11 protein-coding genes are annotated in these 15,399 nt (G+C 70.9%); 8 read left to right on the forward strand and 3 right to left on the reverse strand.

Translation table 11 applies throughout. From position 1 onward, the window contains the following. Positions 1-106: 106 nt before the first annotated feature. The 6 genes from OHA58_RS20310 to OHA58_RS20335 all read left to right on the forward strand — a co-directional run bounded on the left by OHA58_RS20310 (position 107) and on the right by OHA58_RS20335 (position 7,754). Complete coding sequence (locus tag OHA58_RS20310) at positions 107-1,363, forward strand: amidohydrolase family protein (RefSeq protein WP_405480427.1); 1,257 nt, start codon at positions 107-109, stop codon at positions 1,361-1,363. A 4-nt stretch (positions 1,364-1,367) separates the two neighbouring features. Further along, entirely contained in the window at positions 1,368-2,309 is a 942-nt protein-coding gene (locus OHA58_RS20315; RefSeq protein WP_405485064.1) for a TIGR03619 family F420-dependent LLM class oxidoreductase, read from the forward strand. Between the two features lie 49 nt (positions 2,310-2,358). After that, complete coding sequence (locus OHA58_RS20320) at positions 2,359-3,138, forward strand: SDR family NAD(P)-dependent oxidoreductase (RefSeq protein ID WP_389527382.1); 780 nt, start codon at positions 2,359-2,361, stop codon at positions 3,136-3,138. A gap of 151 nt (positions 3,139-3,289) precedes the next feature. Next, positions 3,290-4,408 carry an LLM class flavin-dependent oxidoreductase gene (locus OHA58_RS20325; protein ID WP_405480429.1) on the forward strand — a complete coding sequence of 373 codons (1,119 nt, stop codon included), beginning with the start codon at positions 3,290-3,292 and terminating at the stop codon, positions 4,406-4,408. A gap of 131 nt (positions 4,409-4,539) precedes the next feature. Then, a complete protein-coding gene (locus OHA58_RS20330) occupies positions 4,540-6,279 on the forward strand; it encodes an amidohydrolase family protein (RefSeq protein WP_405480431.1) in 1,740 nt (579 codons plus the stop codon). Next, entirely contained in the window at positions 6,276-7,754 is a 1,479-nt protein-coding gene (locus OHA58_RS20335; protein ID WP_405480432.1) for an aldehyde dehydrogenase family protein, read from the forward strand. Before OHA58_RS20330 ends, OHA58_RS20335 begins: the two co-directional genes overlap by 4 nt. A gap of 19 nt (positions 7,755-7,773) precedes the next feature. Here the strand turns inward: OHA58_RS20335 and OHA58_RS20340 are convergent, their stop codons facing one another. Both OHA58_RS20340 and OHA58_RS20345 read right to left on the reverse strand, forming a co-directional pair. Further along, the gene (locus OHA58_RS20340; protein WP_405480433.1) at positions 7,774-8,550 is read right to left on the reverse strand and encodes a hypothetical protein; all 777 of its coding nucleotides are present in this window, start codon (positions 8,548-8,550) and stop codon (positions 7,774-7,776) included. Positions 8,551-8,662: 112 nt separating this feature from the next. Then, positions 8,663-10,201, reverse strand: a complete 1,539-nt coding sequence (locus OHA58_RS20345) for a CehA/McbA family metallohydrolase (RefSeq protein WP_405480435.1) — start codon at positions 10,199-10,201, stop codon at positions 8,663-8,665. A 167-nt stretch (positions 10,202-10,368) separates the two neighbouring features. Here OHA58_RS20345 and OHA58_RS20350 point away from each other — a divergent pair, with 167 nt between their 5' ends. Together OHA58_RS20350 and OHA58_RS20355 are read left to right on the forward strand one after the other, a co-directional pair. Further along, positions 10,369-11,199 carry an LLM class F420-dependent oxidoreductase gene (locus OHA58_RS20350; RefSeq protein ID WP_405480436.1) on the forward strand — a complete coding sequence of 277 codons (831 nt, stop codon included), beginning with the start codon at positions 10,369-10,371 and terminating at the stop codon, positions 11,197-11,199. A gap of 99 nt (positions 11,200-11,298) precedes the next feature. Continuing rightward, a complete protein-coding gene (locus OHA58_RS20355) occupies positions 11,299-13,881 on the forward strand; it encodes a bifunctional FO biosynthesis protein CofGH (protein WP_405480437.1) in 2,583 nt (860 codons plus the stop codon). 56 nt (positions 13,882-13,937) lie between these two features. On the opposite strand, the gene OHA58_RS20360 is transcribed toward OHA58_RS20355, so the two are convergent. Next, positions 13,938-15,368 carry an FG-GAP-like repeat-containing protein gene (locus OHA58_RS20360; RefSeq protein ID WP_405480439.1) on the reverse strand — a complete coding sequence of 477 codons (1,431 nt, stop codon included), beginning with the start codon at positions 15,366-15,368 and terminating at the stop codon, positions 13,938-13,940. Between the last annotated feature and the right edge of the window lie 31 nt (positions 15,369-15,399).

Genomic DNA, 15,399 nt, shown 5'->3' on the forward strand with positions numbered 1-15,399 from the left:
TGGCGGATGCGTCAGCCACGCGAGACAGCCATCACAGACACCTCACCTCATGTCCCCGCTGTCCGGAGAGCTGACGGGTCGTCAGATCGGCGCTACCGTGGTCGACATGGAGACCAAGGAGACCAAGGAGAGCCCGCAGGGCTTCCCCCGGATCATTTCGGTGGATGACCACACTGTGGAACCGCCCGGCGTCTGGCAGGACCGCCTCCCGGCCAAATACCGGGACGAAGGCCCGCGTATCGTGCGCGCCCCCCTGAAGGAAATGACGTTCCTGGGCGGCAAGTTCGCGCCCGTCATGGGCGCACCCGGGGACGAGGGGCCGATAGGCGACTGGTGGGTCTACGAGGACCTGCACCGTCCCCTCACCCGCCTCGACACCGCCGTCGGCTACGACCGTGACGAGATCAAGCTCGAGGTCATCACGTACGGGCAGATGCGTCCGGGCTCGTACGACGTGCCGGCCCGGCTCGCCGACATGGACGTCAACCACGTCCAGTCCGCGCTCTGCTTCCCCACCTTCCCGCGCTTTTGCGGGCAGACGTTCACCGAGGCCAAGAACCGTGAACTCGGGCTGCTCGGCGTGCGCGCGTACAACGACTGGATGGTGGAGGAGTGGTGCGGGCCGCAGGCCCAGGGGCGGCTCATACCGCTCACCCTCGTCCCGCTGTGGGATGCCGAGCTCGCCGCGGCAGAGGTGCGACGCAACGCCGCCCGGGGCGTGCGTGCCGTCGCCTTCTCCGAGATACCGCCCCACCTGGGCCTCCCCTCCGTCCATACGGACGAGTGGGACCCCTTCCTGCGGGCCTGCGACGAGACCGGCACCGTCATCGCGATGCACATCGGGTCGTCCAGCAAGATGCCGTCGACCTCGCCCGACGCGCCGCCCGCCGTCGGCTCGACCATCACCTTCGCCAACTGCTGCTTCTCGATGGTCGACTGGCTGATGAGCGGCAAGTTCGAGCGCTTCCCGAACCTGAAGATCATGTATGCCGAGGGCCAGATCGGCTGGATCCCGTACATCCTGGAGCGCGCTGACGTCGTCTGGGAGGAGAACCGCGGCTGGGGCGGCGTCGCCGACAAGGTCCGCAAGCGGCCCTCCGAGTACTTCGCCGACCACGTCTACGGCTGCTTCTTCGACGACGCGTTCGGGCTCAGGAACCTCGACGCGATCGGCGTCGCGAACGTGCTCTACGAGACCGACTACCCGCACTCCGACTCCACCTGGCCGAAGTCCAAGGAGGTCGGCGAGGCGCAGATGGGGCACCTGGACGCCGACGTCGTCGAGCGCATCGTGCGCGGCAACGCCATCGACCTGCTGGGGCTGACCGACGACGGACTCTGGGCGGGGCAGGGTGGTGAGTGACCCCATGAAGTCCGGGACGTCGCACCTCGCCTACGGCATCCAGCTCCCCATCCAGTCCCAGTCCACGATGTACGCCGAGAGCTGGGAGGCCGGGGCCGGCGCCGCCGACCTCGCCGAGATCGCCCGCACCGCCGACCGCTCCGGCTTCGACTACATCGCCTGCTGCGACCACGTCGCCATCCCGCGCCGCCTCGCCGACGCGATGAGCACCACCTGGTACGACCCGGTGGCCACGCTCGCCTACCTCGCGGGCATCACGGAGAACGTGCGCCTCATGAGCCACGTCGCGATCGTCGGCCTGCGCCATCCGCTGGCCGCCGCCAAGCAGTACGCCACCCTCGACCATCTCTGTGGGGGCCGGCTGATCCTCGGGGTCGGGGCAGGGCACGTACAGGAGGAGTTCGAGGCGCTCGGGGTCGACTTCGCGCGGCGCGGGGCCGTGCTCGACGAGGCCCTGGACGCGCTGAAGGCGGCGCTCGGGCCGGAGGAGTATCCGTCCTTCAAGGGGGAGCGGTACGCCTTCGAGGGGCTCGGGCAGCGGCCGCGTCCCGCGCAGAGCCGGGTGCCCGTGTGGGTGGGCGGCTCCTCGGCCCCGGCGGTGCGCCGCGCCGCCGTGAAGGGGGACGGGTGGCTGCCGCAGGGGGACAGCCGCGAGCAACTGCCGGGACAGATAGCGAAGGTGAAGCGGCTGCGGGAGGAGGCGGGTATCGAGGCTCCCGTCACCGTGGGCGCGATCGCCGAGCCTCTCTACGTGGGCGTACCCGCGTGGCACGTCGGGCGGCGCACCCTGTCCGGCGCCCCGCAGGCCCTCGCCGAGTCGCTGCGCGCGTACGGCGCGATGGGCGTGGACCAGATCCAGGTCCGGTTCCGCTCCCGGAGCCTCGGTGAACTCACCGACCAGATGGCGGCGTTCGCCACCGACGTCGCTCCGCACCTCAACGATTAACCGCTCCGCACCTGAACGACTAGGCACATCAAAGACTAGGAGTACCGGCATGGGCAAGCTGGACGGGCGCGTCGTCGTCATCACGGGCGCGGCGCGCGGGCAGGGCGAGCAGGAGGCGCGGCTGTTCGCCGCGGAGGGCGCCAAGGTGGTGCTCGGGGATGTCCTCGACGACCAGGGCGAGGCGCTCGCCAAGGAGATAGGCGGGCTCTACGTCCATCTGGACGTGAGCCGCGAGGACGACTGGGTGGCCGCCGTCGCCGCCGCGAAGAAGGCGTACGGGAAGATCGACGGGCTCGTGAACAACGCCGGGATCCTGCGGTTCAACGAGCTGGTCAGCACGCCCCTGGACGAGTTCCAGCAGATCATCCAGGTCAACCAGGTGGGTGCCTTCCTCGGGATCAAGACCGTCGCGCCCGAGATCGAGGCGGCCGGCGGGGGCACGATCGTGAACACGGCCTCCTACACGGGGGTGACGGGCATGGCGTACGTCGGCGCGTACACCGCCACCAAACACGCGATCGTGGGGCTGACGAAGGTGGCGGCCCTCGAGCTGGCCGCGAAGAAGATCCGCGTGAACGCCGTCTGCCCCGGCGCCATCGACACCGCCATGAGCAATCCCTCGCAGCTGGACCCGGGCGCGGACACCGAGGAGGCCTCGCAGGCCCTCGATGAGCTGTACCGCAAGCTCGTGCCGCTGGGGCGGGTCGGGCAGCCCGAGGAGGTGGCGCGGCTCGCGCTGTTCCTGACCTCGCAGGAGGACTCTGCGTACATCACGGGCCAGCCGTTCGTCATCGACGGCGGGTGGCTGGCGGGCGTCAGCGTGCTGTGATCCTGCACGATCTGACGCTGACGCTGCATCAGGTATTGACGCTGTACGGGCACGGTGAAACAGTCGGCACATCGAATCTGACGGTACGTCAGAAAGAGCGCAGGAGCTTCTGACGCAGCCGCCGGTCACAGACAGGGGACGGTGAACCTCCTTGGAATTCGGGCTCTTTGTACAGGGATATGTGGGCAAGCGGGCCGAGACCGACCCGCTCGCCGAGCACAAGGCGCTGATGGAGGAGACCGAGTACGTCATCCAGGCGGACAAGTCGGGCTTCAAGTACGCCTGGGCGTCCGAGCACCACTTCCTGGAGGAGTACTCGCACCTCTCCGCCAACGACGTCTTCCTCGGCTACCTCGCCCACGCCACCGAACGCATCCACCTCGGCTCCGGCATCTTCAACCCGCTCGCCCAGGTCAACCACCCGGTGAAGGTCGCCGAGAAGGTCGCGATGCTCGACCATCTCAGCGAGGGGCGGCACGAGTTCGGCAGCGGGCGCGGCGCGGGCAGCCACGAGATCCTCGGCTTCATCCCCGGCGTCACCGACATGAACTACACGAAGGAGATCTGGGAAGAGACCATCGCCGAGTTCCCGAAGATGTGGCTCCAGGAGGAGTACGTCGGGTTCAAGGGCAAGCACTGGCAGCTGCCGCCGCGCAAGATCTTCCCCAAGCCGTACGGGAAGGCGCACCCCGCCATGTGGTACGCGGCCGGCTCCCCGCCCTCGTACGCGATGGCCGCCAGGAAGGGCCTCGGCGTCCTGGGCTTCAGCGTCCAGAAGGTCTCCGACATGGAGTGGGTGCTCGAGCAGTACAAGTCGAACATCGGCAAGGCGGAGCCCGTCGGGGCGTTCGTCAACGACAACGTCATGGTGACCTCGACCGCGATCTGCGCGCCGACCCACGCGGAGGCCGTACGGATCGCCGCCACCGGCGGACTGCACTACCTCCAGTCGCTCGTCTTCCGCTACCACGACACGTTCCCGCGCCCCGAGGGCTTCCCCGTGTGGCCCGAGACGCTGCCCGAGTTCAACGAGGAGATCATCGAACTCCTCATCGCCGAGGAGCTGCTGATCTGCGGCGACCCGGACGAGGTGCTCACGCAGTGCAAGCGCTGGGAACAGGCGGGCGCCGACCAGCTGTCGTTCGGCATGCCGATCGGCATCTCCAAGGAGGACACGCTCCAGTCGATCAAGCTCATCGGCGAGCACGTCATCCCGAAGATCGACACGGATCCGGTCCACCGGACTACCAGGTTCCGTCAGTCGGCGTAGGAGTTGGGTTCGGGGCGTCTGGCCGACGTCGCGGGGCTGCGCCCCGGACCCCCCTTGTCGCCCTTCGGGCTCGTCCTCAAACGCCGGACGGGCTGAATCAGACACCCACCAGCAATGAGGGGGACGACCTCGTGCTCGACCATCTGATCAAAGGCGCGACCGTAGTCGACGGGACGGGTGCCCCCGCCTACGTCGCCGACGTCGGCATCCGGGACGGGCGCATCGCCGTCATCGCCGAGCCCGGCACCGTCGCGGAGCCCGCCGCGGGCAGCGAGGACGCGCGCGGGCGGATCCTCGCCCCCGGCTTCGTCGACCCGCACACCCACTACGACGCCCAGCTGTTCTGGGACCCGTACGCGACGCCGTCCCTGAACCACGGCGTGACGACCGTCGCGGGCGGCAACTGCGGCTTCACGCTCGCGCCGCTGCATCCGGAGCGGCCCGAGGACGCCGACTACACGCGCCGGATGATGTCCAAGGTCGAGGGCATGTCTCTGGTCGCGCTTGAGGAGGGCGCGCCCTGGACGTGGAACTCGTTCGGTGAGTATCTCGACGCCCTCGACGGGCGGATCGCCGTCAACGCCGGCTTCATGGTGGGGCACTGCGCGCTGCGCCGGTACGTGATGGGCGCGGACGCGGTCGGCGGGCAGCCGACGCCCGAGCAGCTGGAGCAGATGCTCGCCCTGTTCCACGAGGCGATGGACGCGGGTGCCTGGGGCTTCTCGACCACCCAGTCCTCGACGCACTCGGACGGCGACGGGCAGCCGGTCGCCTCGCGGCACGCGCGGCCCGAGGAGCTGCTCGCGCTGAGCCGCGCCGTCGCCGAGCACGAGGGAACCCAGATCGAGGCGATCGTGGCCGGGTGCCTCGACCAGTTCAGCGACGACGAGATCGACCTGTTCGTCGAGATGAGCGCGGCCGCCGGGCGGCCCCTGAACTGGAACGTCCTGACCATCGACGCGGCCGTCCCCGAGCGGGTGCCGCGCCAGCTGATCCCCAGCGAGCGGGCCCGCAAGGCCGGCGGCCGGATCGTCGCGCTGACCATGCCGATCCTGACCCCCATGAACATGTCGCTCGGCACGTTCTGCGCCCTGAACCTCATCCCCGGCTGGGGCGAGATCCTCTCCCTCCCCGTCGACGAGCGGATCGCGAAGCTCCGCGACCCGGACGTGCGGGCACAGATGCTGCGGCGCGCGGACAGCAAGGAGGCCGGCGTCTTCCGGCGGCTCGCCCACTTCGGGCGGTACGTCATCGGCGACACGTACTCGGAGGCGAACGAGGGCCTGACCGGGCGCGTGGTGAACGACATCGCGGCCGAGCGCGGCCAGGAACCCTTCGAGTGCATCGTCGAGATCTGCGCCAACGACCGCCTGCGGACGGTCCTTTGGCCCATGCCCAGCGACAACGACCCGGACTCGTGGGCGCTGCGCGCCGAGACCTGGAGCCACGAGGACGTGCTCCTCGGCGGGTCCGACGCGGGCGCGCACCTGGACCGGATGTGCGGGGCGCCGTACACGACGCGCTTCCTCGGGGACTGTCTGCGCGGGCGGAAGCTGGCCGGGATCGAGGAGGCGGTGAAGATGCTCACCGACGATCCGGCACGGCTCTTCGGGCTTCGCGCGCGCGGCCGGATCGAGGAGGGCTGGCACGCGGACCTCGTCCTGTTCGACCCGGAGCGGATCGACGCGGGCAAGGCCACCCTCGTCCACGACCTGCCCGGCGACAGCCCGCGCCTCGACTCGAAGGCCATCGGCATCAACGCCGTGTGGGTCAACGGCGTCGAGGTCATCCGCGAGGACGTCGTGACGGGGGCGGTGCCCGGCACCGTGCTGCGGTCGGGCCGCGACACGAGGACGGTGTCCACCAAGTGACGCGTCAAGCGGACGATTCCCAGCGGCTGTTCATCGGCGGCGAGTGGACCGAGCCGGACGGCGGGCACTACGAGGTCGTCGACCCCGCGTCGGAGGAGGTCGTCGGGCTCGCCCCCGAGGCGTCCCGCGCGCAGGTCCATGACGCGGCGTCGGCGGCCCGCGAGGCCTTCGCCTCGTGGTCCCGTACGAAGCCGGAGGAGCGCGCCGCGATCCTGGACCGGGCCGCCGACGTGATGCAGCGCGACTTCGCGGCGAACGCGGACCTCGCGCAGGCGGAGAGCGGCGCGACGAGCGGGACCGCGCGCGGCATGCAGGTCGCGGTGGGGGTGGCACGGTTCCGCCGCTATGCGAAGGGCGCGCTCGAACCGGTCGAGCAGGGGCTGCCGCCGCAGATCAACGAGGCCGGACCCATGGGGAAGGCGGGCGTGCTCGGGGCGCTCGCCGTACGGCAGCCCGTCGGCGTCGTCACCTGCATCACGTCGTACAACAACCCGTGGGCGAACCCGGCCGGCAAGGTCGCCCCGGCGCTCGCCATGGGGAACACGGTCGTCGTGAAGCCGGCCCCGCAGGACCCCCTGTCGGTGTACCGGATGGCGGCCGCTCTGGAGGAGGCGGGGGCGCCGCCCGGTGTGGTGAACGTGGTCAGCGGGACGGCTGTGGACGTGGGCGAGGCGGCCGTCGACTCGCCGGACGTCGACATGGTCAGCTTCACCGGCTCCACCGCGGTCGGCCGGCGCATCGGCGAGGTGTGCGGGCGCGGCATGAAGCGGCAGCTGATGGAGCTGGGCGGAAAGGGCGCGGCGCTCGTCTTCGACGACCTGGACGAGGCGGGCCTCGCCTCCGCGGTCTCGGGGATCGGCACCACGTACGCCTTCTACAGCGGGCAGATCTGCACGGCGCCGACGCGGGTGATCGCGCAGCGCGGGGTGTACGACGCGCTCGTCTCGAAGCTGGCCGAGTACGTCGGCTATATGAAGGTGGGCGATCCGAGGGCACCGGGGACGGTCGTCGGGCCGGTGATCTCGGCGGCGCACCGCGACCGCGTCGAGTCGTACGTCGAGCTGGGCCGCAAGGAGGGGGCGCGGGTCGTCGCGGGCGGCGAGCGGCCGGCTCTCGGCAAGGGCTTCTACGTCGCCCCGACGCTCCTCGCGGACTGCACGAACGACATGCGGGTCGTGCGGGAGGAGATCTTCGGCCCGGTCGTGGTGGTCGTGCCCTTCGACGACGAGGAGGAGGGGGTGGCCCTCGCCAACGACAGTGAGTACGGCCTCATCGACTACGTGTGGTCGGGGGACGTGGCGCGGGCGTTCCGGGTTGCGCGGCGGCTGCGGGCCGGCGGGGTCGGCGTGAACACGGTCGGCCGGAACATGGAGGCGCCGTTCGGCGGCTTCAAGCAGAGCGGGGTGGGCCGGGACGTGGGCTCGTACGCGCTGCACGCCTACAGCGAGCTGCAGTCGATCGTGTGGCAGGGGTGACCGCCCCCTGCCCCTCCTCCTACTGCGGCTGCCGGCCGCCGTAGGGCGGCTGCTGTCCGTACTGCGGGGGCTGCTGCTGGCCATAGTTCTGCGGGGGCTGCTGCTGTCCGTACTGCTGCGGCGGTTGCTGCTGCCCGTACTGCTGGTGCTGCGCCGCGCCGTACGGGGGCTGGGCCTGGCCGCCGTATCCGGGCGCCTGCACGCCGTACTGCTGCTGCGGCTGGCCGTACTGCGGCTGGGAGCCCGGCGGGAGGTGGAAGACCTGGCCGGGGGAGGGCTCGTGGCGTACGAAGCCCGCCGCCTGGAGGTACGCGCCGGCCTTCTTGTGGCGCAGGAAGTTGATCCAGATGCCCACGCCGGCCAGGACGGCGATGCCGCACGCATAGCCGACGGCGAGGCCCGGAGAGCCGCCCAGGGAGAGGAGCGAGCGCAGGAACGCCAGGAGGAGGACCACCCCGATGACCGGCAGCCGCTTCAGCAGCGCGGCCTTGCTGGTCAGGTCGAACAGGACGCGCTTCTTGTTGAGTTCCAGCGTCTGCGGCGGTATCCCGGGCACCTGTGGCGCGTACGGCCAGTACTGCGCGGCGCGTGCCTGCGCCTGCGGGCCGGGGTCGGGGGTGAAGAACAGCTTGATGGAGAAGACCTCCTGCCGGGCCCCGGCGTACTGGTAGCCGAAGAGCTCGGCGGTGGACACCAGCGTCGCGAGCCGCTTCATCATCGACATCGTGGTCGTGAACTCGAACGGCATGCCCCTGCGCATGTGGTCGAGCAACTGGACCGTCTGGCGATCTGTCATGCGTCTTCCGCCCCCTGTCCTGTCGCGCCCGGCACTGCCGCACCCCGGCGCTGTGGCAAACATTCAGGAGGGGCAGCCTAGCCAGTCGTACTGTCCAGGCCGCCCGCCCCTCCTACGCCCCCAGGAACACCGGGTTCGTGAACGCCGCAAGCGCCCCCGGCAGGCCCGGGACCGTCGGCGCGTGCCGGACCTCGGCCCGCACATAGGCCGCGTACGAGGCCGTCGTGCGCCACTCGGCCGTGCCCGACCCGGACTCGGGGAGCGCCGGTGCGGTGAACAGGGTGCCCTGGTCCGTGACCAGGTGGAGCGTGCAGCCCGGGGCGCCCTTGACCTCCAGGCGGACGGTGACCGGCGCGTCGGGGTCCACGTGGAGGCGCTCGCCGATGCCGGCGTGCTCGCCGCGCGAGCCGGACGCCGTGAACGTCAGCTCCACGGACTTCGACTCGGCGACGTACGAGCGGCCCGCCTTGATGCCCGCCTGGACGGCCTCCCGGGTCAGGTCGTCGGCGAGGACCACCGTCTGCGGGCCGCCGATGCGGTCCGGGTCGCGGTGGGCGTCGCTGTTGCCCATCGCGGGGATCCACTGACGCGAACCCCGTACGGACGCCACGAGCGTGTTGTCCCAGTCGGCCAGGGAGACCTCGTCGTCCGGGGTGTACGGGCCGTTCCACACCTCGACGGCGTCCGCCTCACCGAAGCCGAACTTCCAGTTGCAGCCGATGCAGGTGGCGTGCGGGTGGGCCGGTACGACGAGGCCGCCCGCGCGGCGGATCTCGCCCGCGTACTTGCCGAAGCGGTTGTCGCGGGCCCGGTAGCGCCAGTCGACGAACGTGCCCGGGTCCGTGCCGAGCGCCACCACGTGCCCGTTACGGGTCGTGATCTCCTCGCCGAGCATGATGAGCAGGTCGTCGCCCGCCTGGTCGGCCCAGTGGGCGTGCGACGAGTGCGTGTTGTGGTCGGACGAGTTGATGAAGTCCAGGCCGGCTGCGCGCGCGAGCGCCGCGATCTCGGCGGGCGTGCGCCTGCCGTCCGAGTACCACGAGTGCAGATGGCAGTCGCCGCGGTACCAGGCGCGGCCCCGGCCCTTGGCGCGTGAGGGCGGGTAGACGGGCTTCGGGGTCTCGCCCTGCTCGCCGTACGTGAGCGTGATGGTGAGCTCGTACGGGAGGCCTTCGGGGGCGACCGTGTACGGGCCGAGCGCGATGTGCCAGGTGCCCGCGCGGACCGGCCCCGGGATGTAGCCCGGCGTCGCGTCGTCCGCCCGTACGAAGAACTCGGTGCGCGCGCCGCCCGACCAGCCGCGGAAGCCCTTCCCGCCGAGCTCGGTGCCGCGCTCGTCGAACACCCCGATGTCCAGGGCGTTGTTCTGCGTGCCGGCCGGGACGGTCGCCTTCGTGTAGGTGTACGCGACGTGGATCTCGCGGACCCCGCGCGGCACCTCGACCGGCACGTACACGAAGTCGGGCGCGCCGGGCGGCAGCGTCCCCTTCACGGTCTTCGTCGTCTTCGTAGTCTTCGTGCCGTCCACCGGTGTGCGGCCGTCGGCCGCGCTCGCGAAGCTCACACTGCTCAACGTAAGCGCGGTGGCCGCTCCCGTCACGAACAGCGCGCGTCTGGCCATGCCGGTCGTGGTGTGGTCGTCCTCGCACATGCTGCGGCTCCCAGGGTCCTGTGACGTTCCGTCTGTGACGTGGGTGATGCATGCAACTCTGGTATTGAGCCGTGAACTCCCCTGTAAGGGAAGGGGATCGGAGTCTTACGTCTGTCCGCCCGGGGAGTCCATGGACTCCTGAGGGGCGGGCCGGTAGTAATGCCCCCATGCGGATCTCGACCACGATTTTCCTGACCGACGAGACCATCACGCCTGTGCGGCTCGCGCGTGAGATGGAGCAACGCGGGTTCGCCGGGCTGTATCTGCCCGAGCACACACACATCCCGGTGGAGCGGGCGACGCAGTATCCGGCAGGTGGTGAACTGCCCGCCGAGTACGGCCGCACCCTCGACCCGTTCGTCGCGCTGGGGCAGGCCGCCGCCGTCACCGAGCGGCTCGGGCTCGGCACCGGCGTCACGCTGATCGCCCAGCACGACCCCATCGGCCTGGCGAAGCAGATCGCGACCCTCGACCACCTCTCCGGCGGCCGTTTCACGCTCGGCCTCGGCTTCGGCTGGAACGTCGAGGAGGCCGCCGACCACGGCGTCGAATGGCGCACGCGGCGCGAGCTCGGCCGGGAGCGCATGGGCCTCATGCGGGCCCTGTGGTCGCAGGAACCGACCGCGTACGACGGTGAGTTCGGGGTGTCGGTGCGGGCCAGCCACGCCTACCCGAAGCCGGTGGGCGGCGCGCCCCGCACGCTGATCGGGGGGGCGGCGGGCCCGAAGCTGTTCGCGCACATCACCGAGTACGCCGACGGCTGGCTGCCCATCGGCGGGCGCGGCCTGACCGAGTCGATGCCCGTGCTGCGGGCCGGCTGGGAGGAGGCGGGCCGCGACCCGGCGGACCTGCACGTCGTCCCGTACGCGGTCCTGCCGAGCCCGGGCAAGCTCGCGCACTACGCGGAACTCGGCATCGACGAGGTCGTCCTCCAACTGCCGCCGGCGGACGAGACATCGGTCCTCAAGATCCTCGACGAGTACGAGCAGTACCTGTGAGGGGCGGTGCAGGGCGCAGGTGAAACGTGTACGTCGCGTGATCCCGCGCACGTCAGCGCGGCGCAGACGCTGTCGGTGGGCGCTCGTATCCTCGGGAGCATGACTGATCCGGAGCCTGTACGACCCACCGCCAACGCGATGCGCCGCGCGTTGAAGCGGTCCCGCGACGGCGTTGCCCTCGACACGGCCGAGGCGGCGGTCCTGCTCCAGGCCCGCGGCGACGACCTGCGGGACCTGACGGCGTCCGCCGCGCGCGTGCGCGACGCGGGCCTGGAGGCCGCGGGCCGCCCGGGCGTCATCACGTACTCGAAGAAGGTCTTCATCCCGCTGACCCGGCTGTGCCGGGACAAGTGCCACTACTGCACGTTCGTGACCGTTCCCGGCAAGCTGCGCAGGGACGGCCACGGGATGTTCCTGTCGCCGGACGAGGTCCTCGACATCGCCCGCCGCGGCGCCGAGATGGGCTGCAAGGAGGCGCTGTTCACGCTCGGCGACCGGCCCGAGGACCGCTGGCCCGAGGCCCGCGAGTGGCTGGACGCGCACGGGTACGACGACACGCTCGCCTATGTGCGCGCCATGGCGATCCGGGTCCTGGAGGAGACGGGCCTGCTCCCGCACCTCAACCCCGGCGTCATGACGTGGACCGACCTGCAGCGCCTCAAGCCGGTCGCGCCGTCCATGGGCATGATGCTGGAGACGACCGCGACGCGCCTGTGGTCCGAGCCCGGCGGCCCCCACCACGGCTCGCCCGACAAGGAACCCGCCGTCCGGCTGCGGGTCCTGGAGGACGCGGGCCGGTCGAACGTCCCGTTCACCACCGGCGTCCTCATCGGTATCGGCGAGTCCTACGAGGAGCGCGCCGACTCCCTCTTCCAGCTGCGCCGCATCCAGCGCAGCTACCACGGCATCCAGGAAGTCATCGTCCAGAACTTCCGGGCCAAGCCGGACACGGCGATGCGCGGCATGCCGGACGCCGAGCTGGAGGAGCTCGCCGCGTGCATCGCGGTCGCCCGCCACATCCTCGGCCCCTCCGCCCGCATCCAGGCCCCGCCGAACCTGGTCGACGAGGAGTACGCGCTCCTGATCGGCGCCGGCATCGACGACTGGGGCGGGGTGTCGCCGCTGACCCCGGACCATGTGAACCCCGAGCGCCCCTGGCCGCACATCGACGAACTCGCAGCGAAGACGGGCGAGGCCGGCTTCGAGCTCCGTGAACGCCTGACGATCTACCCGGAGTTCATCGAGCGCGGCGAGCCGTGGCTCGACCCGCGTCTCCTGCCGCACGTACGGGCCCTCGCCTCCGCCGACACCGGCCTCGCCGACGAGGACGCGCGCCCCGCGGGCCTGCCCTGGCAGGAGCCCGACGAGGGGTTCACCGCCACCGGCCGCACGGACCTGCACCGCACCATCGACACGACGGGCCGCACGTCCGACCGGCGCGACGACTTCGACGACGTGTACGGCGACTGGGAGGCGCTGCGCGAGCAGGCCGCGCCCGGCATGGTCCCGCAGCGCATCGACGGGGACGTGCGCGCCGCGCTCGCGACGGCGGCCGACGACCCGACGAAGCTCACCGACGACGAGGCGCTGGCCCTGCTGCACGCGGACGGCCCGGCGCTCGACGCCCTCTGCCGCGTCGCGGACGACATCCGCAAGACGGTGAACGGCGACGACGTCACGTACATCGTCACGAGGAACATCAACTTCACGAACGTCTGCTACACCGGCTGCCGTTTCTGCGCCTTCGCGCAGCGCCGCACGGACGCGGACGCGTACACGCTCTCCCTCTCCCAGGTCGCGGACCGGGCGGAGCAGGCGTGGGACGTGGGTGCGGTCGAGGTGTGCATGCAGGGCGGCATCCACCCCGACCTGCCGGGCACGGCCTACTTCGACATCGCGAAGGCGGTGAAGGAGCGCGTCCCCGGCATGCACGTGCACGCGTTCTCCCCGATGGAGGTGGTGAACGGCGCGACGCGCACGGGCATGTCGATCCGGGACTGGCTCACCGCGGCGAAGGAGGCCGGCCTCGACTCGATCCCCGGCACGGCGGCCGAGATCCTCGACGACGAGGTCCGCTGGGTCCTCACCAAGGGCAAGCTGCCCACGGCGACGTGGATCGAGGTCATCAAGACGGCTCACGAGCTGGGCATCCGCTCGTCGTCGACGATGATGTACGGGCATGTGGACCAGCCCCGCCACTGGCTCGGCCACTTCCGCACGCTGGCCGGTATCCAGCAAGAGACGGGCGGTTTCACGGAGTTCGTGACGCTCCCGTTCATCCACACCAACGCCCCGGTCTACCTCGCGGGCATCGCGCGTCCGGGCCCGACGACCCGCGACAACAGGGCCGTCACCGCCATGGCGCGCGTCCTCCTGCACCCCCACATCCCGAACATCCAGACGAGCTGGGTGAAGCTGGGTACGGAGGGCGCCGCGGAGATGCTGCGCTCGGGGGCGAACGACCTGGGCGGCACGCTGATGGAGGAGACCATCTCCCGTATGGCGGGCTCCAGTTATGGCTCGTACCGCTCCATCAAGGACCTCATCACGATCGCGGAGGAAGCGGGCCGCCCGGCGAAGCCGCGCACGACGCTGTACGGGGAGGTCCCGCTGGAGCGGCAGCACGCGGCGACGGCCTCGGACGGCCACCTGCCGGAACTGCTGCCGGTGCTGGGGGACTGAGCGGGATCACGCGCGAGGGGGGTGGGTGAACCCATGGGCTCACCCACCCCCGTCTCTCAGTGCCCGATGAGGTCCTGCCCCAACTGGGCGTTCTTCTCGGGGACATGGACGGCGGCTGCGCCGAACGACGTGATGCCGCTCGTGGTGAGCCCGCCGGTGGCCCCGCGCAGCACCCAGGCAGCGCCGGAGTCGGTGTACGTGCCGTCCTCCAGGGGAGCGGTGGCGGTCAGGTCGGCCTTGCCGTCGCCGTTCAGGTCGGACAGGAGGACCTTCTGGCCGAAGCCGTCGCCCGTCTCCGAGGCGCCGGGCACCGCGGTCGTGGACTGGTTGAAGGCCTGCGAGCCCGTGCCGGACAGGCCGCCGCGGCCGCCCTTGAGCAGGACGACGCTGCCGGCGTCCTTGATGTTGCCGATGGCCTCGCCGGGCACGCCGACGGCGATGTCCGCGTAGCCGTCGCTGTTCACGTCACCGGCGGAGATGTCGGTGCCGAACATGTCGCCGCTCTCGCCGACCCCGGGCACGCCGGCCGTGTCCTGCGTGATGGTCTTCGTGCGGGTCGTGGACGGCCCGTCCGCGGTCCCGTACATGACGAGGACGGTGCCCTTCTCGTACGGGATGTCCTCGTAGTTGTCGCCGATGTCGTGGACTACGAGGTCGCCGTACCCGTCCCCGTCGACGTCACCGACGGCACCGCGGAACGACGAGGTCAGCGACTTCGCGGTGTGCGAGACCCCGTCCTTCCCGCCCTTCCAGAACTTGCTGGCGTACGCCATCTCCTCGAAGCCGTGGCTCGTCACGATGTCGTCGGCGCCGTCCCCGGTCATGTCGCCGACGACGATGTCGGCGGGCCCGAAGGTCTGGCTGGTGGCGATGGTGTCCTGGCTCGCCGGCTTGGCGCTCGCGCGGTCGAAGGGGCCGTAGGAGATGGTCATCCCGGCGGCGTCGTCGTCCGGGTCGTCGCTGCGCGGGTAGTCGTCGGTGACGAGGTCGCGGTGCCCGTCGCCGTTGAAGTCGCCGACGGCGAACATCCCGGTCGACGTGGGCAGCGCGACACTGCCCTGGCCGCTCAGCCCGGCGGCCGAACCCCACAGCACGACGCTCGGCGCGCCGCCGAGCCCGGCGACGACGAGGTCGGTGTACGAGTCCCCGTCGAGGTCCCCGCTGGTGACGCGCTCCCCGAAGTAGCCGCCCTCCTCGGCGGCTCCGGGTATCCCGGTGGTGGAGCGGGTCAAGACCTTGGCGTGCGTGATGTCCGGCCCGTTCTTCCCGCCGTAGACCACGGAGACGGCCCCGGCGTTCTCCTTCCCGGACACGGTCGCGCCCGGCGCCCCGAGCACGAGGTCCTGGTACCCGTCGTGGTTGAAGTCGGTGGCGGGGACGCGGGGCGGAACGGGTGTGGCAGCGGCGGCGGTACCGGCGGCGGATACGAGGCCGAGCGGCACGGCGAGCGCGGTGACGGCGAGGGCTGTGACGAGAGTGCGGCGCACTGTTCCTCTCCTTCTTGGTGTCCTGTGGGGG

This window comes from Streptomyces sp. NBC_00009 (genome assembly GCF_045040855.1).
Lineage (GTDB): Bacteria > Actinomycetota > Actinomycetes > Streptomycetales > Streptomycetaceae > Streptomyces > Streptomyces aureus.